Below are 19,908 nucleotides of genomic sequence, written 5' to 3'. Positions count from 1 at the left end.
CAGTTTGCCGTCCGGGGAATTAAAGACCGGGCCTACCGCTCGACGACGAGCAGTGCTACCCGCTCCAGCACGAGGTCCGCAAGATCGGCGTCTGTCGCTGCCAGTTCCTGCTCGCTAATCGCGAAGTACGAGCGGACTCGCGCCGGGTCGTACTCGCCCAGCGTCGCGGCTGGCGAAAGCAGGTCAGCGACGGCCTCGGATGCAGCCGACTCTGCGTCCCCATCGACCAGTACGACGACGGGCGTCTCACCGTCGCCGACGCCCATCGCCAGCGCGCGGTCGATCTGTCGGCGGCCGGCGGCGTACAGCAGTATCTCCACCGCCCGCTCGCGAGCGATAGCGTTCCCGCGGGCCCGCTCGCGGTCCGCGAGTTCGACCGCCCGTTGGAGATGCCGCTCGGAGACGACATAGCGGGCATCGAACGCCTGTGTCGTCACGCCGTACTCGTCGCCGACGGTCGCGAGTGCGTCTACGAATGCCCCTGTGTCCGGGAACCGCTCTCCGCCGACTGTCACCGTTCCTTCGACCAGCTTCATCAGAAGTCCCCCAAGCTGGACTGATCGTTGCCGTCGCCGGCGGGTGCCTCTACCGCCTCCGGCCCCGAGTCTGTGTCCGGTGCCGCGTCCGGGTCCGGCTCTACGCCCTCCATGTCGGGGTCGGGGTGACCAGCGTTCTCGAGGACTGTCTCGGCGGTGCGGCGCCGCCCGCGCAGGGCTGCAAGCACGACCGACTTCTCGGCGTTGCGGAGCTCCGAACGGGTGTGGATGCCGGCCTCGTAGAGCCGGCGAGCGCGCTTGCGGCCGACACCGCGCACCCCGGCGAGATCGATGAGTTCCTCGCGGACGCCATACTCGACGCGCTTTTTTGCCTCGCGGACAGCCGTCGCGTTCCCGTAGCCGAGCTCGCCCGCCAGCGACTCGGCAGCACCCAGCAGCCACTCCGCGGTGTCGACCTTCCCACGAATATCGCCCGGACCGACACCGTACCGCTCGGCGATGCGATCCTCGTCGGTCTCGCCGGCCCAGTCCTCGAGCAGCCGGGCCGTCTTCAGTGCCGACAGCCAGTCGTCGAACCGCGATTCGTTGAACTCGGAGGGAGTCTGGCCCAGCAGCTCTGGTTCTCGCTCGTAGGCCTCCTCAGTGAATGCCTCCCGCTCGCCCGACCGGAGGTATAGCTCGTACATATCGGGCGTACGGCAGGCGAGATGATACAGCCCGAGCGCAGAGGGGTCTTCGGCGTCTGCCAGTCCATCTATCATCGTCGCGGCGCTCATCGGGTCGAGATAGAGCCGGGAGACGGTATGGCCGAGCCCGGTCGCCTGGAGTCGCCCCGCGTCGGTCTCCTCGATGAACTCGTTGCGCTCGAGGTACCGTAGCATGTCGTCCATCACGCGGTCGAGCCGGCCCTGCTCGTCTGTCTGGGTCGCGTACAGCGTGCCCTCGAGAAATTCCCGGAGGGTCTCGCGAGAGTCGGCGAAGCCAGACGCAACCGTCGCAAGCAGGTGGGTTCGCATCGCCGGCTCGCGAGCGAGCTTCGACCGCACCGGCTCGGGATCGGCCCAGACGTACCGCTCGAACAGTTCGTCGAGTTCGTCGTGGCTGTTCGCCAGCAGCAGCGCCTCACCGTAGGGATCCCGACCCGGCCGGCCCGCCCGGCCCATCATCTGGTGGACCTCCAATACCGACAGCGGCTGCATTCCGCCAGCCTCACCGGAGTAGCGGCGCCAGTCGCGGACGACTACCCGCCGCGACGGGGTATTGACGCCGGCCGCGAGTGTCGGCGTCGCGCAGACGCACTTGACGAGTCGGTCGCGGAACGCCGCCTCGACGAGTTCACGGTGTTCGGGGGCGAGCCCGGCGTGGTGGAACGCCGCCCCCTGCTCGACGGCGTCTGCGAGATCGTCGCTCGTCTCCGTATCGCTCACGCCGCGAATCTCCTCGGCGACCTCCGCGAGCGTGGCGAGTTCGTCACCGTCGAGCTCCGCGCTCACCGTCGACGCGAGCCGGCGGGCCGCCGCCTCGGCGTTCCGCCGAGAGTTGACGAACACCAGCGTCGAGCCGCCCTCGCCGGCGTCGTCGTCTCGGAGCGTGTCTCGGACGATGGCAGCAGTCGGCTTCTCCGAGCTGCCGACCGACAGCTGCTCCTGTGTTCCGTCGTCGAAGTGGAGCGCCTGTCCGAAATGAACTCCCTTCCGGAGGTCGATGGGCCGCCAGTCGGAGTCGACGAGCGCAGCATCGAGCCAGTCGGCCAGCTCGTCTGCATTACCGATGGTCGCCGAGAGCGCGACCGTCTGGAGGGCGGGGTTGCGCGCCCGCAGCTTCGCAAGTGTCACCTCGAGCGTTGGCCCCCGGTTTGGGTCGTCAACGAGATGGACCTCGTCGGCGACGACACAGTCAAGGGCGTCGATCCACGGGGCGCCGTTGCGGACGAGCGAGTCGACCTTTTCCGAGGTAGCGACGATGATGTCCTTCTCGGCCAGCCATTCGCCGTCAGATTCGTAGTTCCCAGTCGAGACACCGACAGAGACGCCATACTGCTCGAACTCCTCGAACTCGGCGCGTTTCTCCGAGGCGAGTGCCCGCAGCGGAACGATGTACAGCGCCTTCCCGCCCCGGCGGACAGCCGCCAGCATTGCGAGCGTGGCAATCAGCGTCTTGCCTGATGCCGTCGGGATGGAAGCGACCAGCGACTCCCCCTCGGTGACGCCGGCCCTGACCGCCTCGGCCTGCGGGGGATACAGCGACTCCACGCCGTCGGCCCGGAGGTGGTCGGGGAGCCACTCCGGCACCGCGGGCACGTCGGACACGTCCATTACCGGCGGGTAGCGTCCCCGTGGATTTAAACGGTCGTTCCGGCCGCCCCGACACGCCTTTGCCCGCACGCGCCCACCGACCCGTATGCGAGTCGAGTACGACCGCGACACCTGCATCGGCATGTTCCAGTGCGTCGCGGAGTGGGACGCCTTCGAGCGCGACGAGACGGCCGGGAAGGCGGTGCTCGTCGACGGTGAGCAGACAAGCGCCGACTGGGGGGCGGATGTACGGGTCCGCGAGGTCCCCGAGGGGGCCGAACTCGACGCGAAGTTCGCCGCCCGCTCGTGTCCCGTCGACGCCATCCGGGTGTACGAGGACGGCGAGCGACTGGTCTGACTCCCGGCACAATCATTATATACGACGCTTGTGACCCTCCGCACGTGAGGATGTCACCGAACCGAGACCAACCGGACCGCGGGTCGCACGTCGATGACTGGGCCGGCTTCGTCGACGCTCGGGTCGGCGACGAGGATGGTGACGGCCGGGAGGAGTGAGCGACTACGCGATTTCGTCGTACTGGGCCGACAGCTTCTCCGCGGCCTCGTCCATCAGATCGCTCTCGTAGTCGTCGAGGTCCCACTCAAGTACCTCCTCGACGCCGTCGGCGCCCAATCTGACCGGGACACCGAAGGCAGTGTCCTCGTAACCGTACTCGCCGTCGAGTTTCAGTGAGGCAGGCAACACTGCACCCGTGTCCCGGACGACTGCCTCGACCATGTGACCGACACCGGTTGCCGGCCCCCACTCCGTCGCGCCCTTCCGCGAGATGACGTCCATCGCTGACTCCTGCAGATCGCCCAGGATCTCCTCTCGCTCGGTCTCGTTGAAGTCGGGGTCGCGACCGTCGACGCGCACCTTCGAGAAGACGGGCACCTGCGCGTCGCCGTGCTCGCCGAGGATGGTCGCCTCAACGTTCTTGACGGGCGTCTCGAACCGATCGGCAAGGACATAGCGGAATCGCGCAGAGTCGAGCCGGCCACCGAACCCGATGACCTGGTGGCGGTCGCGGTCACCCGCCTCATAGAGATGGCGGTTGAGCAGATCGACCGGGTTGGAGGTAGTGATAGAGACGAACTCGTCGTTGTGCTCGGCGAGCGACGAGCCAATGTCTTCCATGATTGGGGCATTGTCGCCCGCGAGGTCCGTCCGGCTCTGGCCCTCTTTGCGAGGAATTCCGGCCGTGATGACGACAACGTCAGAGCCGGCCGTAGCTGCATAGCCACCCTGCCGGACAGTCGTGTTAGAGTCGTAGGCGATACCGTGGTTGACGTCGGCCGCCTGCCCGACCGTCTCCGCCTCCATGTCCGGAATGTCAACGAGAACGAGTTCGTCGGCCACCTCACGCAGCGCGACGTTGTACGCCGTCGCCGCGCCGACGGTGCCGGCCGCACCGATGATGCTAACCTTGACCATAGTCGTCTACGAGGTTAGCCGGTCCGCGATTAAACGCTTCGAAACGCCGACTCGCCGGTCAGTGAACGCGTGTGCCGCCCTTGTAGACGGCTTCGACGTCCCGCACGTGTCCGATGTCGTCGCGAGGATCGCCCCCAAGCACGATGAAGTCGGCGTGGGTCCCCTCGGCGAGCCCACCCACGTCGCCCGGTATCGTCTGTCCGGCAACGCTGGTCGCCGCAGCGACGGCCTCCTCGGCAGTGAACCCGACCTCCTCGACCAGCAACTCGAGCTCCAGCGCGTTCTCGCCGTGCGGGACCAACTCTGGCCCGATGAAGTCCGTGCCAGCAGCGATTGGCACGCCCGCCTCCTTCGCCTGTCTGACCGACTCGAAGTGCGCCTCGCGGGCTGCCCGCGCCTTCCGGAGGCCATGCTCGGGGACGCCGTGGTCCTCGCCGCGGGTGACGATACGGTACATGATTGCAAGCGTCGGGACGAAGGTCGCCCCCGTCTCCGCGAACAGGTCGAGACACTCCTCGTCGATGTGGAACCCGTGTTCGATGGTGTCGACGCCGTTCTCGAGCGCGCGCTTGATGCCCGCGGCGCCCTGTGCGTGGCTCGCGACCGGCATCCCGACGCGGTGGGCCTCCTCAACGAGCGCCTGTACCTCTTTGTCAGTGAACTGCGCTTCCTGCGGCGAGTCCTTCTGGGAGAGGACACCGCCAGTCGTCATGATTTTCAGTAGGTCTGCGCCGTCGCGATGGCGCTCGCGCGCGACCCGGCGACACTCGTCGGCGCCATCGACCAGCGTCGAGATGCCCGCTCCATCATCCACCCACTCGCGGGGGAACATGTGGAGGTCACCGTGGCCGCCCGTCTGTGAGATTGACCGCCCGGACGTGAACACACGCGGGCCGTCGACCTCGCCGGCATCGATGGCCTCCCGGAGGCCGATTGCGACATCGCTGCCGACGTCACGAACGGCCGTGAATCCCGACTCGAGGAGCGCTTCTGCATCCGCGACGGCACGGGCAGCATCCTCGGCCCGTGTCCCCGTCACCCACTGCATCGGGTCCATCGACCGCGCCCCTTTTAAGTGGAGATGGGCGTCAACGAACCCTGGTGTTACGACAGCCCCCGAGCGGTCGACCCGCTCGCCGACCGGTTCGATTCCCTCCTGGGTGCCGACCGCATGTACCCGGCCGTCTTCGACTCTGAGTCGGCCCTCCTCGATGAGCTCTCGGCCAGTGAACAGTGTCCCGCAATCAACGTACATACTCCAACGGGTGGGGCCGCAGTCATATAGGCGGAGCCGAATCCATCCGGGCGTCAACGACAACGTGCTGGACGCCCGGCGCGTGACTCTTCACAATCCGGCGGTCGAGGACTGTCACCTCGCCGGCGACCGCCCGAATCCGGTCGACCGGCCGCGCCCACAACTCCGGCTCTGGCACCGCCGCGTGGACATGGAGGATACCACCCGCCTCGAGCGCGGCAACCGCCGACTCGAGGTAGTCGGGGGCATCGTAGTAGCCCATCACCACCCGGTCGGCGTTCGCCTCGACATCCCGGCAGTCGGCACGTAGCGCGCGCACCCGCTCCTCGACGCCGTTCAGAACGGCATTCTCGACAAGGTACCGGTAGGCCGTCGGGTTGATCTCCGCCGCGGTCACGGTCGCCCCGGCACGCGCCATCGGGAGTGTGAAGTAGCCAACGCCGGCGAACATGTCGAAGACACGCTCCCCCTCCGTGACGACCCCGCCCATGCGTGCGCGTTCTGTTTTGTTGCCCGGCGAAAACATCACTTCTGCGAGGTCAAGCGCGTAGCGGGTGCCGTGTTCCGTATGGATGGTCTCGGTGTCGCCGGTGCCGGCGAGGACCGTTACCTCGGGCTCTCTGCGGACCCCAGAGACACCCTGCGCGACGAGGACGGTGTCGGCCGCGCCGTGTAGCTCTAACAGGGCCTCACCGACCGCCGCTTGGTCGGGGAATGGTTCGTCGGGGGCATCCACGAGCACGCAGGAGCCGACGACGGCCCACGAGCCGGGGGCCCGCGCAAGTTCGGCATCGCTCCAGCCGCGGGCCGCCAGCAGATCGCGGAGGCCACGCTCGCGAGTCGGCAGGTCGACCCGGACAACCCCGCGTACGTCCGTTTCTATTGGTGGCGTCGTCACCGGGAGAGCGACCCCATCGCCATGTGGAGCAACCGAGCGGGTGTCGTCGTAGACACCCTCGGCAGTCAGCGCCTCAGCGACGGCCTCAGCCCGCTCCCGCTCGACGACGGCTGCGAGATTGCTCATCACTCGTCTGACTCCGGAAGGACGTGGAGCCCAGCCCGTGACTTCAGGACGAGCACCTCCTGCGCGTCGGGATCCATATAGTCTGGTCTGGGGACGGTCTTGGGCTCGTAGGTTTCGGGATCGAGCACCTGCACAGCGTGGTCGTCCTCGACGGCGACGAGCGTGGTCGGCTCGGCGTCGCTGCGGTCGGCCAGCTTGCGGCCGTCGGGCGCGATACCCTCCTCGTGACTGGCCTCGTAGCGGGCACCCGTCTCGACGCGGCGACCCTTCAGGTTCCCGTGGGCGCTCGTGACGAGCACCGGACCGTCGCCGTCGTCAAGCGCGACTACGTCGCCGGGAGTGAACTCCGGGAGTCGGGCGACAAACGTCACCCGGTAGAGCTCGTTTCCGTCGCCGTCCTCGGTCGCTAGCGTCTCGGCTGCGGACACCTCGCCGCCGAACTCGCGGACGATTCGGTGGGCGATGGCCTCACCCATCTGGTTCGCGCTTATTTTCATGTTCAGCCCCCCCTCCTCGCGAGCGACGCTCGTGATGAATGCGTTGCGGTCGCCCTTCGCTTCGCGCTCGGCGATATACGACTCGGCGATCTCTTCGGCGCGCTCCATCTCTGCCGGGGTTGGCGCGCGATTCCGAGCGCGCACCTGCACGAGCGCGTTCCAGTAGTCGCCAGCGATCCGGCCGCAACGGTCGCAGGTGCCACGCGCGATGTAGACCGGGACAGTTACCTCCGCCTGCAGTGGTGTCTCGCGGATGAACCCTGTGAAGGTGGCGTGCATCCTGATTGTGTTCTCGTCGACCTGCTCGGGCTCGACGCCCCACGTTACCTCGCGGGCGTCGACGTGGACGCCAAGCCGCTCGACGAGTTCATCAACGGCAACGTCGGTGTAGTCGTCGGCAGCCACGTCGACCCAGCGGTTCCCCCGCTGGACAGCGCCACACCCAGAACAGACGCCCACTTCGATGCGGTCAGGTGCGTCGACCAGCTCGAACTCTGTGAAGTAACAGTCGTCACAAAGGCGGGCGTCCGGCCCGTCCGGGAGAGCCGCGTCTGGCGCCCGCTCGACGGGGTCGCCACACCGAGGACAGAACTGCCGCGTTTCGCTCATTACTCTCACTGGTCGGTTCGGCCAGTTAAACCTCGCGTCGCGTCGGCAGGCGCGCCCGAACCGCAAGAGGGGGCGCCGGTATTGTTTGAGAGACCGCAGTTCTGTATTGTTTTTTACCGATGGATACTTATGTTCTTGCATTCACGTAACGGGTAGCTTCGCATGTCCGAAGATACCATAGACCAGCGACGACGGCGCCTTCTGCAGGGGGTTGCCGCGAGCGGCATTTCGGTTACTCTTGCCGGGTGTAGCAGCGGGGGCCAGGGAACGGGAACGGAGACGTCGGAAGAAACCGACACCTCGACGCCGACACAGGAGAGTTTCGAGCCACAGGGGCCAGGCGACCGGGAGTGGATTACTGGCACGACCTCCGGAGCACAAAGCCTCAATCCAGTCAACATCAGCGACGAGGCAACGACGAACCGCCTCAACCTGCTCTACGACCCGGGAAGCGTCACTATCGAGGGACTTGAGTTCGAGGGCCGGATGCTGTCGGACTATCAGATCTCCGACGACTCCACGACGGTCACTTACACCATCCGCGAGGGGCTCCAGTGGGGCGCTGACTACGGCGAAGTGACCGCCGACGACTACATCGAGTTCCTCAACACCATCGTCTACGGCGACCGGGGGAAGGAATCGCGACCAGTCGGCTACACGCAGACGGACAGTTACCTCCTTGGTGGCGAGCGCATCCAGGTCGAGAAACTCGGCAAACGTGAGTTCCGCGCCACGCTGCCGCAGTCGCGCGGCTTCTGGCTCGTCGAAGACCCGCTCCGGACGGCGTACATCCTCCCGGCAGACCTCATCAAGAAGTACAAGCCGGTAAAGAAGCGAAAAGTGAACGGTAAGAAGGCAAACGTCATCACCCAGATTGGCCAGGACCCGGCTGTCAAGGAGGCGACGCTCAGCGGCAACCTCGGCCCGTTCAACTTCGAGAGCTGGAAGAAGGGGCAGAAGCTCGTCGTCTCGAAGAACGAGGACTACTACCTCACCGGGACGGAACTCGACGGGCTCGGCCCGGCTGGTCCGAACATCGAGAAGTTCACCTACCAGGTCTTCGACGAGCAGTCGACGGCCTACTCCGCGCTTAAGGCCGGCGACATCACCGCGACGGGCGTCGAGTCGCGCAAGATTGAGGAAATCGACGGCACCGACAGCGCGAAGGTGTGGGAGTCGAAGTTCGGGACGGGCGTCTTCTATCTAAACCTGAACCACCGGGTCAACGGTTGGGCACCCATCCGCGAGAGCCGGCAGGTCCGGCAGGCGTTCGCCCACGTCATCGACAAGAACACGCTCATCGAGCAGATCTTCCAGGGCCACGCCAACCCGGCCTCAACGTTCCATCCCAACTGGGGGCCGTTCTACCCCGACCAGATTCAGACGTTCGAGCCCAGCATCGAGAAGGCCAAACAGAAGTTCGAAAACGGCACTGGCAGCGACTACACGTACGACGGTGACACGTTCATTGGCCCCAACGGCGAACAGGTCGAGCTGACGCTCGTCATCAATAACACGCGCAAGTCTGGGAAGATTCAGGGCAACTATATCAAACAGCGACTAGGCGAAGCCGGCATCGCGGTGAACATCGAGGGAACGAACTTCACCAAGCAGCTGACCCAGTACCTGCAGAACAGCGTCGAGAACAACCCCAACTACAGCGGCGAGCCGTCGTACAACTCCGGGCCGTACAACGCCGGCGCGTACGACGAGGCTATCGGCAAGAACCAGTGGGACATCCTACAGGGGGTCGGCTTCTCGGCGGCGCCGTTCTCGCCGTGGCAGATTATCGACCTCGTCCTGACGGAGCAAGGAACGTTCAATTACATCGGCTACACGACCGACGACTACGACTTCTCGTCGGCCATCCAGGAGGCGACGACAGCCGAGGATCCCGAGACGACCCGAGAGATCATGGCAGACATGTTCCAGTTCCTCGCGAAAGACCAGCCGCTCACGTGGCTGTTCAACGACAACTCTTCCATCGGCTACCGGAATGCGGTGTCCGGGCTGCCGGAGGCAGACAGCTTCTGGGACCGGCCGAGTGTGCGCACGCTGAATCTGCGCTCGGCTGAATAACCCGGCCGGCGTCGGCTGTTCTCGTCGTCAGCGCCCAACAACCGTCGAATTTAAACGCTTCAGCGAGACACTCTAGTCAACCTCACGCATGGGAATGAAATGGTACGTGGCGAGACGGCTCGCCTGGGCCGTCTTCGCGACATGGATCGCGGTCAGCCTGACCTTCTTGTTGCTGGTCGCAGCACCGAACCCAGGGGCCGAGGCCGCCGCTGCACAGTGTGCCTCACAGGGACAGGACCCCGAAGTCTGTCGGCAGAACTACCTTGAGGAGCGGGGGCTTGATCGCCCGATACCGGTCCAGTACGCCGACTATATGACTGGCATCGTCACGCTCAACTGGGGGTACGCTGAAAGCCAAGGGAAACCGGTGTTGGACGCTATTGGGGACGCGTGGGTCTATTCGGCTCAGTACTTTATCCCCAGTATCCTCATCAGCGCGTTGGTTGGGTACGCTATCGGGCTGTACAGCGCTCTCAACAAGTACACACTAACCGACTACTTCGGGTCGTTCGTCGCCTACTTCGGCATCAGTATCCCCAACTTCTGGTTCGCCATCGTGCTGATACTGGTGGTAGGGGTGTGGTTCCGGGATGCCTCGATACTCGGCATCTCGTTGGAGCCGTACAGCCTCCGCACCTACTACGAGGTGTCGTTCCCAATCTTCAGCTGGAAGAACGCCAAACAGCTGATACTGCCGGTCATCGTGCTGTCGACGGCAAGTGTCGCCAGCCAGATGCGCTACTCGCGGGCGCAGGCACTCGAGTACGCCAACTCCGATTTCGTCAAGACGGCCCGCTCGAAGGGTGCCTCGATGTGGCGGGTGCTCATCGCGCACGTGCTCCGGGTGGCATTGGTGCCGCTCTCGACGATTCTGATCGTCGACATCCTCGCGGTGCTGTTCGCGGGGTCGTTCGTCATCGAGGCCATCTTCCAGATTCCCGGCCTCGGCCGGCTCTCGCTTGAGGCAATCAACCAGAAGGACACGCAACTGGTGCTCGGGGTAACGCTCATCCCGGTGTTCCTCGCTATTGTGGGGAACCTCCTGCAGGACCTCGCATACGTGGTCCTCGATCCACGAATCGACTACGGTGATCGCTGATGGCGACGGGACAATCATCCGATACGTTCGACACGGTCGACTGGGACGCAATCGACGCCGAGACAAGCGGCCCGGAAGTCACGCTGTTTGCCGAACTGCTGGCATTCATGGCCCTGGGGGCGGCGTTCGCCTACGACTACCTGCTGGTCGAGCAGGGCAATCCACTGATTCTCAAGTGGAACGTCACTTCTGTCGAGTGGCTGTTGGGGGCGGTGCTCATCGTCGGCTTTTTCAACGTGGTGATTCCGCTGGCGCGCAACCGGCGGATGACCGCCTACTACTGGCGGCAGTTCAAGAAAAATCGTATCGCCGTGCTCTCGGCGGGATATCTCGTCACCATCTTCCTCATCGGGATGCTCGGCCCGCTCATCTGGGCGGCGCCCAACGAGACAATTAGCTACGGGACCGCCTACTCGCCGCCCATCTTCATGGGCGGGGAGGCGACCTCCTGGGACCACGCGCTCGGCACGGACGCACAGGGGCGGCACCTCTGGCATCTCATCGTCTACGGGATGCGCATCAGTCTCGAGGTGGGCCTCATCTCGATGGCGCTGGCCATCACCATCGGGACGGCCGTCGGCGCCGTCGCGGCTCACTTCGGCGGGCTGGTCGACGAGGCACTGATGCGCTACGTCGACCTCCAGCAGACGTTCCCTGTGTTCATCCTGCTGGTGCTGCTCATCTACCTGTACGGTGCGAGCCTCTTCCTCATCATCGCGCTGTATGGGCTGTTCGGCTGGGAGGGGACCGCTCGGCTCGTCCGGTCGGAGGCGCTCCAGCGCACCGAGGAGGCGTACTCACGGGCCGCCGAGGCTGCCGGCGCGAGTCGGCTGTGGGTCGTCCGGCGCCACATCATCCCTAACGTCTCTAGCACGGTCATCACGGCTGCGACGCTCTCGATCCCGGTGTTCATTCTCGGCGAGGCGGCACTGTCGTTCCTCGGCTTCGGCGACCCCGGCGCGTTCAGCTGGGGCCGTACAATCAGCGCCGGCCGATCAGACCTCGCGACGGCGTGGTGGATCAGCACTATCCCCGGCTTCTTCCTGTTCTTCACTGTACTGGCGTTCAATTTCGTCGGCGACGCACTCCGCGACGCCATCGACCCACGGAGTAGCTCATGAGCACGAACGAACCACTGCTACGCATCGAGAATCTCCGGACCCAGTTCCACACCGACTCTGGTACCGTCCGCGCGGTGGACGGTGTCAGCTTCGATATTGACCGTGGCGAGACGGTGTGTCTCGTCGGCGAGTCCGGCTCCGGCAAGTCAGTGACCAGCGAATCCATTACGCGCATCATCCCCATCCCACCGGGCGAAATCGTCAGCGGCTCCGTCTACTTCGACGGCGGTGACCTGACGACCTACTCAGATAAGCAGCTGCGAAAGCTCCGAGGAGACCGTATCGCCCACATCTTCCAGAACCCACAGGAGACGCTCAACCCCGTCTACCGCGTGGGCCGGCAGATCGGCGAGACGATTCGTATCCACGACAAGGACGTGAGCAAGGCTGAGGCCCGCGAGCGAGCCATCGACCTGCTTGACCGGTGCGGTATCCCGGAGCCGGCGACCCGCGTCGACGACTACCCCCACGAGATGAGCGGCGGTATGAAACAGCGAGTCATCATCGCGATGGCATTGGCCGCCGAACCGGATCTGCTCATCGCCGACGAACCGACGACAGCACTGGACGTCACCATCCAAGCCCAGATCCTCCGACTCCTGCGTGACCTCCAGGAAGAACTCGGTATGGCGGTGCTGTTCGTCACCCACGACCTGGGAGTCGTCGCGGAGATTGCCGATCGTGTCGTGGTGATGTACGCCGGCAAGGTGATGGAGCGGGGTGGCGTCTATGAGCTGTTCGAGGACCCAGCCCACCCGTATACGAAGGCGCTGCTGGAGTGTCTCCCTGGACGGGGTGACACCACCAAGGCCATCGGCGGCTCGTTGCCCGACGCGACAGACCCGCCAGACGGCTGTCGGTTCGCGCCGCGGTGCCCGCACGCTGTCCGCGAGTGCGAAACAGGCGAGCATCCCGACCTGCTCGGGGTCGACGGGGCCGAGGACAGCCACCGGGCGGCGTGTATCTACTACGGCGAGGGATACGACGAGAGCGTCGTCCGCGGGACAGCTGCGGCGGCCGACGCCGTCCAAGGGGAGGTGAGCGAGCAGTGAGTCGCCCCAACCCGCTCGTCGAGGTGGACGGGCTGAAGAAACACTACCCTATCACCGAGGGAATCCTCAAAAAACAGGTCGGCACCGTCCGCGCAGTGGATGGTATCAGCTTCGATATCGACCGCGGCGAGACGGTCGGGCTGGTGGGCGAGTCGGGCTGTGGAAAGTCGACGGCCGCCACGTCGCTCCTCCGGCTGGAGGAGCCGACAGATGGGGCTGTCTGGTTCGACGGCGAAGACGTCACCGAGTACGACGATCAGGAACTGAAGGCGTTCCGGCGGCGGGCTCAGATGATCTTTCAGGACCCGTCCTCGAGCTTCGACCCGCGGATGAGTATCGCCGAGTCGGTGGCAGAGCCGCTTCGCATCCACGGCATGTCCGACAAGAGCCGACGCCGCGCCATCGTGGAGGACCTGCTCGAGCGGGTGGGCCTGTCCGCCCGTGACGCCGACCGGTATCCGCATGAGTTCTCCGGCGGGCAGAAACAGCGCATCGCGGTCGCGCGGGCGCTGTCCGTCAACCCCGAGTTCATTGTCGCCGACGAGCCGGTGAGCGCGCTGGACGTCTCCATCCAGGCGGAGATTCTCTCCCTCCTCGAAGACATCCAAGACGAGTTCGACCTCTCGTTCCTGCTCATCAGCCACGACATGGGGGTCGTTCGGCAGGTGTGCGATCGGGTGAACGTGATGTATCTCGGTCAGATTGTCGAAAGCGGACCGACCGAAGAAGTGTTCGACGACCCACAACACCCGTACACACAGGCGCTGATGAGCTCCATCCCTCAGCCAGACCCGCGCAAACGAGGGATGGGCGTCGAGTTGACCGGCAGCGTCCCCAACCCGTCGAATCCACCGGAGGGCTGTCGGTTCCACACGCGGTGTCCGCTCGTCATCCCGCCCGAGGATATCGACCTCGAGCAATCCGTCTGGCGGCGGGTGATGGATTTCCGCAGTCGGGCAGACCGTGAAGGGATTGAAGCAGATGTCGTGGTCGAGAGCCACCTCGATGTCGAGGACCCCGGCGAAACAGGCTACGACCGCGAACAGGTGGACGCGGCTATCCGCGAAGAGTTCGAACTGCCGGAGACGCTCGCAGACGCCGATGCAGAGTCGGCAGTGTCGGAGGCAGTCGACCAGCTGACGGCCGGCGACGGCGATGCCGCCGCGGCGACGTTGCGCGAGGCATTCCCGACCGTCTGCGCGAACGAGGAGCCGGCCATGCAGGACGACGGCCGGCGCCGCGTCGCGTGTCACCTCCAAGATGAGCGGTACGCGGCCACCATGGACGACCAACTCCAGGTGTCCGGCTCGGCCGACGACTGAACCCCTACGCTTCGGGTCGAACACCCGCTCCTCAACGTCACCTCTCCGTTTCTCGAGTCCCTCAGTGCCGTCCTGTCGTTCGATTTCACTTTCACTTGGCTGTTAACGTACCTTTATCATCCCGGATACAGTAGCAACGGGTATGGCAGCATCAGAGGATCTTGAAGAACTCCCAGGTGTCGGTCCCGCGACGGCCGACAAACTCCAAGAGAACGGCTTCGAATCCTACCAGTCTATCGCCGTCGCGTCGCCGGCCGAACTCTCGAACCAGGCGGACGTCGGCGAGTCATCAGCATCGGACATCATCAACGCGGCCCGCGAGGCCGCTGACATCGGCGGCTTCGAGACGGGCGCCGATGTGCTCGAGCGCCGCGAAGAGATCGGGAAGCTGGAGTGGCTCGTCCCCGAGATTGACGAGATGCTCGGCGGCGGCGTCGAAACCCAATCCATTACCGAGGTGTACGGCGAGTTCGGTGCTGGCAAGTCGCAGGTGACGCATCAGCTCGCGGTCAACGTCCAGCTCCAAGACGAGCTTGGTGGGCTTCACGGCCGCTGTATCTTCGTCGACAGCGAGGACACGTTCCGCCCGGAGCGTATCGACGAGATGGTCCGCGGACTTGACGACGAGATTCTCGAAGCAGAGCTTGACCACCGAGAAATCGACGGAAACGTCGACGACGAGGGGGCACTCGAAGCACTTGTCGAGGACTTCCTCGACAAGATTCACGTCGCGAAGGCGTTCAACTCTAACCACCAGATCCTGCTGGCCGAGAAGGCGCTCGACATCGCCAAAGATCACGAGGACGACGACTACCCGGTCCGGCTGCTGTGTGTCGACTCACTTACCGCCCACTTCCGAGCGGAGTATGTCGGCCGTGGTGAGCTCGCCAACCGCCAGCAGAAGCTCAACAAGCACCTCCACGACCTTGACCGGGTCGGCAACCTCTACAACGCCGCCGTTCTCGTCACCAATCAGGTGCAGTCGAATCCGGACGCGTTCTTCGGCGACCCGACGAAGCCCATCGGTGGCAACATCCTCGGCCACAAATCCACCTTCCGACTCTATCTGAAGAAATCCAAGGGGAACAAACGCATCGTAAAGCTGGTCGACGCGCCGAACCTCCCCGACGGCGAGAGCGTGATGCGCGTCGAGAACGACGGACTCAAGCCGGAGTGACGACCGCCGTCGGGCGTCGGGTTCAATAGCCTCGCCCCCCGAACAGTGGTATGGACCCGGTGGTACTGCGCGACGACATGGTCGACAGCCTCGAACACGAGGCGAAGGCTGTCGTCCAGAGCGAGCGCATCTCCGCTGCAATGCGGACAGTGCCACGCGAGCCGTTCGTCCCCGACGAGGGAGCTGCCTATGCCGACCGATCGGCAGAGCGGCTCGGCACGCGCGTGCTCGCGCCTTCCGACGCCGCCCGCCTGCTCGAAGCGCTGGCTGTCGAGCCGGGCGACGAGGTGCTCGTTGTCGGCGTCGGCGTCGGCTACACCGCTGCCGTCATTGCCGAACTCGTTGGCGGCCGCAACGTCCAAGCTGTCGACATCGACCGCCGCGTCGTCTACGAGGCCCGCGAGAACCTCCGCGAGGCCGGCTACGACGCGGTGCTTGTCGACTGCCGAGACGGCGCCGAGGGGTTCCCGGAATATGCCCCCTACGACCGGGTGCTCGTGGAGGCGGCCGCCGTGGAGCCGCCGCGACAACTGCTCGCACAGTTGGCCGACGGCGGCCGACTCGTCCTCCCGCTTGGCGCTGGCACACAGACGCTGACGGCCCTCGGCCCGGATGGCGACGACCGCGAACGGCTCGGCTCTGTCGCCTTCGCGCCGATGCTAGTCGAGGGTGAGCAGGCGAACACCCTCGAGCGGAACCGGACCCGCCGTGAAGAGGGCGAACGCGCTCGCCGCGCCGACCAGCGTCGCCGCGGCTGGGAGCAGGAGTGGATCGACTGGGACGACGCCCTGTAGTTTTCTGCCCGGCGGCCCACGTCGCTGTATGGACGAGGAGAACCTGCTCGGTGAGCCGCTGGAGCCCTGCTCGCACGAGCCGACGACCGGCTTCAAGCGCGACGGTCACTGTCGGCACCTGCGCCGCGATCCCGGCCGGCACGAAGTGTGTGCAGTCCTGACGGAGGCGTTCCTTGAGTTCTCGAAGCGCCGTGGCAACGACCTTACGACGCCGCGGCCGGCGCTGAATTTCCCCGGACTAGAGCCGGGCGACCGCTGGTGTCTCTGTGTCCCCCGGTGGGCAGAGGCCCAGGAGGCAGGCGTCGCGCCACCGGTCGTGCTCGCGGCGACGAACGCCGCCGTCCTCGACACGCTCGACAGGGCGACGCTTGAGGCACACGCCGTCGAGTGAGGCCCGTGTGCCGCGCGTCCGACGGGGATTTTTGTCCACCGGTCAGGTACGGAGCGGGTATGAACGGCCAGCCGTCTCGCCGGGACGACCGCAGCGTCCCCATCGAGGTGACCCTCGCCGGCGATGACGACGAGCGGCCGTCGGTCGTCGATGGATCGCGGCTTGACGTGGCTGTCGACGGGCGGCTCTACCCGACCGCCGAACTACACGACGGCGGCTATCTCGCGTGGTGGTTTACGGCCGGTGACACGCCGGCCCCCGATGCCGATGTCACGACGGAGTGGGTCGCCGCGCCCACGCGGTTTCTCGCAGCTGCGACGCTTCGGGAGCTGTGGGAGGATCCAGCTGCCTTCGACCGACTGGTCGAGTCCTCACGCTCGTAGCCCACCCCGAGTCGCACGCATCGTCACGTTTTCCCGTCGCAGCCACCCCGACCGGGTGTGCGCGAAGAGCCGTCCGACCCGACCGACGACAGGGTGGCCGACGCGCTCGAACGGGTCGCCCATGGCGCCGTCGTTAGCGTCCCGAGTATCCTCGTCGAACGGCTGCTGACGCTGGCGTTCACCGCGCTGCTGACCAACGGCTTTTCGGCGGCTGCATACGGCCTGTTCGTACTCGCCCGCCGATGTCAGTTCGTGCTCGTCTCGCTCACGAACGGCTTCGGAACCGGACTGAGCCGGTATCTCCCGAACGCTGATACGGCCACCGAACGCGACATCGTCGCCACCATCGGGAGTCTCCTGGGATTGTCGGCAGCCGTCGTCTTCGGGAGCGGACTGTACCTCGCCACGCCGGTCATCACCGATTTCGCCGGGACAGCCCCGCGGTTTGGGATCTTCCTCCGCGTGTTCGCAGTCGCGCTCCCAGCGACCGTCGCGCTCCAGACCGCGGTGGCGCTGCTACGTGGCCTCGAAGAGGTCGGCCCGCTGAATCTCACGCAGCGACTGGGATTCCCGGCCGCACAACTCGTCGTCGCGGGAATCGCCGTCGCGACCGATACCCTGCTCGTTGCGGCCATCGGCGCCCCGGTGGTCGCTGCGCTGGCCGGGCTCACCGCAATCGGGTGGCTGGGCCGCAAGCGGGGGCTCCGCCCTCGGCTCCGCGGGACGAACGCCAGCCGACTCCACCGCCAGTATGCCCGGTACACGGCTCCCGTGTTTGCCGGCTCTATCGCCACGACCGTCCAGCGGCTCGGCTTCTATCCGCTCATCGCTGTCTTCCTCTCCGGGACCGCTGGTGGGGTGTTCGCCGTCGGTGCGCTCGTCGGCATGCTCGTCCGGCTCCCGCTGATGGGCATCAACCAGTTCATGCCGCCGGTGGCTGCTGCACTCCACGGCAGCGGTCACCGCGACGCGCTGTCGGCGGTGTACGGCGCGACGAGCCGGCTCGTCCTCGTCGGCGTCACTGCACTCGCCGTGCCGGTCGTCGTGTTCCGCCACGAGGTGATGACGCTGTTCGGCCCGACCTTCGTCACCTACGCTGACCTGTTGCCGGCGTTCGTGCTCGCACAGTGGGTCGCCTGTGCAGCCGGCAGCGTTGGCATCCTCCTGATGATGACCGACCACCAGCGGGCACTGCTCGTCGTTAACACCGCCATCACCGCCGGGTTGGCAATCCTCGCGATCCCGCTTGTGCGCCAGTTCGGGCTCGTCGGCGTCGTCATCGCGTATCTGCTGATGCTCACCATCAACAATACGCTGGAGGTGCTCGTGCTTTACCGGCTGGAGGGACTCCAGCCACTGACGCGCGCGCATATCCGCCCGCTCGTCGCCGCCGTGCCGCTGGCGACCGTCGCGCTTGTTGCACGGACCGTCGCACCCGGGCCTGTCGGCGCGCTCGTCGGCACCCTCGTCGGTGTGGCCGCCTACGCGGGCGTCCTGCTGTGGCTCGGCTTCGCCCCCGTCGAACGGCGACTGGTCGCGACGCTGGTCGACCGCTACCGGGGCGTGACATCCTTACGCGCCTGATAGAGATACGAGCGCATACCCCCGCCTTCCCGTGAGCGACGAGTGTTCCGACGCTCTGTCGGAACCGAGGAGTGAACAGGCGGGGGTCAAGCGGACACTCCTACCGAGGAACCGCCGTACTGTGGCCGAATTGGATGACCAACCGAATGTTTTTGTCGTGGCCCGACGTATTGGAGCCTGCTACGGAATCGGTGAGACGCCGGCCCCCAACAGACAAGGGGCGGTGACGAACGCGGTCTGTTCGTCACACGGCAATGACATCGATTCCGATGGGGCCTGCGTGACCGGGCCACAGCCCTACAGCGAGGGAGAAAACGAGAGTTTCGCCGGTATGCTGCCGGTTCCCTCTGAGTGCGGGTTGGAACCGCAACGGTCTGTTTCGACAGGCCGGTCATCCGGTGGCCGGATGCCACGGCCTTCAGGCCGTGGAGGAGGTCACACACTCGCCAAGCGACTCTGCTGTCAACCCGGCCGATATACGTGTTTGGCACGCCGAAAGAGTGGCTGTGAGCGAGTTTGAGAGCACGCCACGCCGTGGGAACGAAGAGGTCGGTCGTTGCAGCTGAGTCACGACACCAGCTCGGTCACGACAGCTTCGCCACGTTGTCGAAGTAGAAACACTCCATGTTGAGTGAAGGACCGGTTCCAGGCTGGAAGAAGCGGTTCAGTGCCGGATACCGCTTTCGTGCCGACCCTGTGGAGAATGCCTCTATCCAGCGCTCGTAGTTTCGCATCTCAACCTGCCAGTCGCGCTCGCCCTGACAGACGAACGCGGGCAGAGACAGTGCTTTGGCGGTCGCGATCTGGTCGTAGTCGAGGAAACTGTACAGGAACGCGCCCTGTATACAGCACCCCCCTTGAACAGGAACTACGGCGAAGCTTCAACAGTCGTGTTCTCGCACCCGATCAGGCAATCCAACGCGCCCACAACTGGGACACTCCGCGAGCCTCTTCGGCACCTCTGCATCCAGTTCCAGCAGCGCCGCGTGAATATGCTCCCGCGCGGCCGGCTGCAACGCCCGCGTGTAGGCCTGGGCCAACTGCGTCTTGACCACGTCCAGGTCAACGTCGCCCATCACGCGCTCACCCGACTGGAGATCGCGTTACCGAGCGTCTCAAAGAGCCGGCGCGTCTGCCAGCCGTGGGCCTCTGCGACCGCGTCGGCGTAGTCGTAGATATCGCCGCCATCGAGGATCTTCCGCCCGCGGCCGCCGTCCGCCCGGATGATGTGGACGGTGTAGGTCTCGCGGTCCCAGAGATGGTGTGCGCCACGATCGTCGACGCCAACGAGGATG

The 19,908-nt window shown here is 65.4% G+C and carries 20 protein-coding genes; 11 read left to right on the top strand and 9 right to left on the bottom strand.

The genetic code is table 11. The features are described from left to right. Positions 1 to 32: 32 nt before the first annotated feature. Together cgi121 and ABEJ63_RS11945 are read right to left on the bottom strand one after the other, a co-directional pair. Complete coding sequence (gene cgi121, locus ABEJ63_RS11950) at positions 33 to 536, bottom strand: KEOPS complex subunit Cgi121 (RefSeq protein WP_375796599.1); 504 nt, start codon at positions 534 to 536, stop codon at positions 33 to 35. Beyond that, complete coding sequence (locus ABEJ63_RS11945; protein WP_375796598.1) at positions 536 to 2,812, bottom strand: ATP-dependent DNA helicase; 2,277 nt, start codon at positions 2,810 to 2,812, stop codon at positions 536 to 538. The genes cgi121 and ABEJ63_RS11945 overlap by 1 nt, the downstream gene beginning before the upstream one ends. Positions 2,813 to 2,897: 85 nt before the next feature. Between ABEJ63_RS11945 and ABEJ63_RS11940 the strand changes: the two genes are divergently transcribed. Beyond that, on the top strand, positions 2,898 to 3,149 hold the full coding sequence (locus tag ABEJ63_RS11940; RefSeq protein WP_375796597.1) for a ferredoxin: 252 nt from the start codon (positions 2,898 to 2,900) through the stop codon (positions 3,147 to 3,149). A 162-nt stretch (positions 3,150 to 3,311) separates the two neighbouring features. On the opposite strand, the gene mdh is transcribed toward ABEJ63_RS11940, so the two are convergent. The 4 genes from mdh to ABEJ63_RS11920 are packed head-to-tail and all read right to left on the bottom strand — an operon-like array spanning position 3,312 to position 7,611. Beyond that, positions 3,312 to 4,226, bottom strand: coding sequence for a malate dehydrogenase (gene mdh / locus ABEJ63_RS11935; RefSeq protein WP_375796596.1), 915 nt, complete (start codon positions 4,224 to 4,226; stop codon positions 3,312 to 3,314). A 58-nt stretch (positions 4,227 to 4,284) separates the two neighbouring features. Continuing rightward, positions 4,285 to 5,481: an amidohydrolase family protein gene (locus ABEJ63_RS11930; protein ID WP_375796595.1), complete on the bottom strand. Its 1,197-nt coding sequence runs from the start codon at positions 5,479 to 5,481 to the stop codon at positions 4,285 to 4,287. Positions 5,482 to 5,503: 22 nt separating this feature from the next. After that, on the bottom strand, positions 5,504 to 6,505 hold the full coding sequence (locus tag ABEJ63_RS11925; RefSeq protein WP_375796594.1) for a class I SAM-dependent methyltransferase family protein: 1,002 nt from the start codon (positions 6,503 to 6,505) through the stop codon (positions 5,504 to 5,506). After that, complete coding sequence (locus ABEJ63_RS11920) at positions 6,505 to 7,611, bottom strand: 60S ribosomal export protein NMD3 (protein WP_375796593.1); 1,107 nt, start codon at positions 7,609 to 7,611, stop codon at positions 6,505 to 6,507. Before ABEJ63_RS11920 ends, ABEJ63_RS11925 begins: the two co-directional genes overlap by 1 nt. Positions 7,612 to 7,773: 162 nt before the next feature. Here ABEJ63_RS11920 and ABEJ63_RS11915 point away from each other — a divergent pair, with 162 nt between their 5' ends. From ABEJ63_RS11915 to ABEJ63_RS11870, 10 genes are all read left to right on the top strand, one after another. Continuing rightward, positions 7,774 to 9,690 (top strand): ABC transporter substrate-binding protein, encoded by a 1,917-nt coding sequence (locus tag ABEJ63_RS11915; protein ID WP_375796592.1) that lies wholly within the window; start codon positions 7,774 to 7,776, stop codon positions 9,688 to 9,690. An 88-nt stretch (positions 9,691 to 9,778) separates the two neighbouring features. Continuing rightward, a complete protein-coding gene (locus ABEJ63_RS11910) occupies positions 9,779 to 10,789 on the top strand; it encodes an ABC transporter permease (RefSeq protein ID WP_375796591.1) in 1,011 nt (336 codons plus the stop codon). Continuing rightward, a complete protein-coding gene (locus tag ABEJ63_RS11905; RefSeq protein WP_375796590.1) occupies positions 10,789 to 11,910 on the top strand; it encodes an ABC transporter permease in 1,122 nt (373 codons plus the stop codon). Before ABEJ63_RS11910 ends, ABEJ63_RS11905 begins: the two co-directional genes overlap by 1 nt. After that, the gene (locus ABEJ63_RS11900) at positions 11,907 to 12,962 is read left to right on the top strand and encodes an ABC transporter ATP-binding protein (protein WP_375796589.1); all 1,056 of its coding nucleotides are present in this window, start codon (positions 11,907 to 11,909) and stop codon (positions 12,960 to 12,962) included. The genes ABEJ63_RS11905 and ABEJ63_RS11900 overlap by 4 nt, the downstream gene beginning before the upstream one ends. Beyond that, a complete protein-coding gene (locus ABEJ63_RS11895; RefSeq protein ID WP_375796588.1) occupies positions 12,959 to 14,284 on the top strand; it encodes an ABC transporter ATP-binding protein in 1,326 nt (441 codons plus the stop codon). The genes ABEJ63_RS11900 and ABEJ63_RS11895 overlap by 4 nt, the downstream gene beginning before the upstream one ends. A gap of 142 nt (positions 14,285 to 14,426) precedes the next feature. Continuing rightward, the gene (radA, locus tag ABEJ63_RS11890) at positions 14,427 to 15,461 is read left to right on the top strand and encodes a DNA repair and recombination protein RadA (protein ID WP_375796587.1); all 1,035 of its coding nucleotides are present in this window, start codon (positions 14,427 to 14,429) and stop codon (positions 15,459 to 15,461) included. Positions 15,462 to 15,511: 50 nt separating this feature from the next. Beyond that, complete coding sequence (locus tag ABEJ63_RS11885) at positions 15,512 to 16,255, top strand: protein-L-isoaspartate O-methyltransferase (protein ID WP_375796586.1); 744 nt, start codon at positions 15,512 to 15,514, stop codon at positions 16,253 to 16,255. 28 nt (positions 16,256 to 16,283) lie between these two features. After that, positions 16,284 to 16,646, top strand: coding sequence for a DUF2237 family protein (locus ABEJ63_RS11880; RefSeq protein ID WP_375796585.1), 363 nt, complete (start codon positions 16,284 to 16,286; stop codon positions 16,644 to 16,646). 59 nt (positions 16,647 to 16,705) lie between these two features. Beyond that, positions 16,706 to 17,029, top strand: coding sequence for a hypothetical protein (locus ABEJ63_RS11875; protein WP_375796584.1), 324 nt, complete (start codon positions 16,706 to 16,708; stop codon positions 17,027 to 17,029). A gap of 57 nt (positions 17,030 to 17,086) precedes the next feature. Next, complete coding sequence (locus tag ABEJ63_RS11870; RefSeq protein ID WP_375796583.1) at positions 17,087 to 18,613, top strand: polysaccharide biosynthesis C-terminal domain-containing protein; 1,527 nt, start codon at positions 17,087 to 17,089, stop codon at positions 18,611 to 18,613. A 584-nt stretch (positions 18,614 to 19,197) separates the two neighbouring features. Here the strand turns inward: ABEJ63_RS11870 and ABEJ63_RS11865 are convergent. From ABEJ63_RS11865 to ABEJ63_RS11855, 3 genes are all read right to left on the bottom strand, one after another. Then, on the bottom strand, positions 19,198 to 19,347 hold the full coding sequence (locus tag ABEJ63_RS11865) for a hypothetical protein (protein ID WP_375796582.1): 150 nt from the start codon (positions 19,345 to 19,347) through the stop codon (positions 19,198 to 19,200). Between the two features lie 147 nt (positions 19,348 to 19,494). Then, positions 19,495 to 19,689, bottom strand: coding sequence for a hypothetical protein (locus tag ABEJ63_RS11860; protein ID WP_375796581.1), 195 nt, complete (start codon positions 19,687 to 19,689; stop codon positions 19,495 to 19,497). After that, on the bottom strand, positions 19,689 to 19,908 hold a 220-nt coding region (locus ABEJ63_RS11855), incomplete at its 5' end, for a hypothetical protein (protein WP_375796580.1). The genes ABEJ63_RS11860 and ABEJ63_RS11855, both read right to left, overlap by 1 nt.

Source organism: Halosegnis sp. (genome assembly GCF_042216475.1).
Taxonomy (GTDB): domain Archaea; phylum Halobacteriota; class Halobacteria; order Halobacteriales; family Haloarculaceae; genus Halosegnis.
This window is presented reverse-complemented; position numbering and strand designations above follow the sequence as displayed.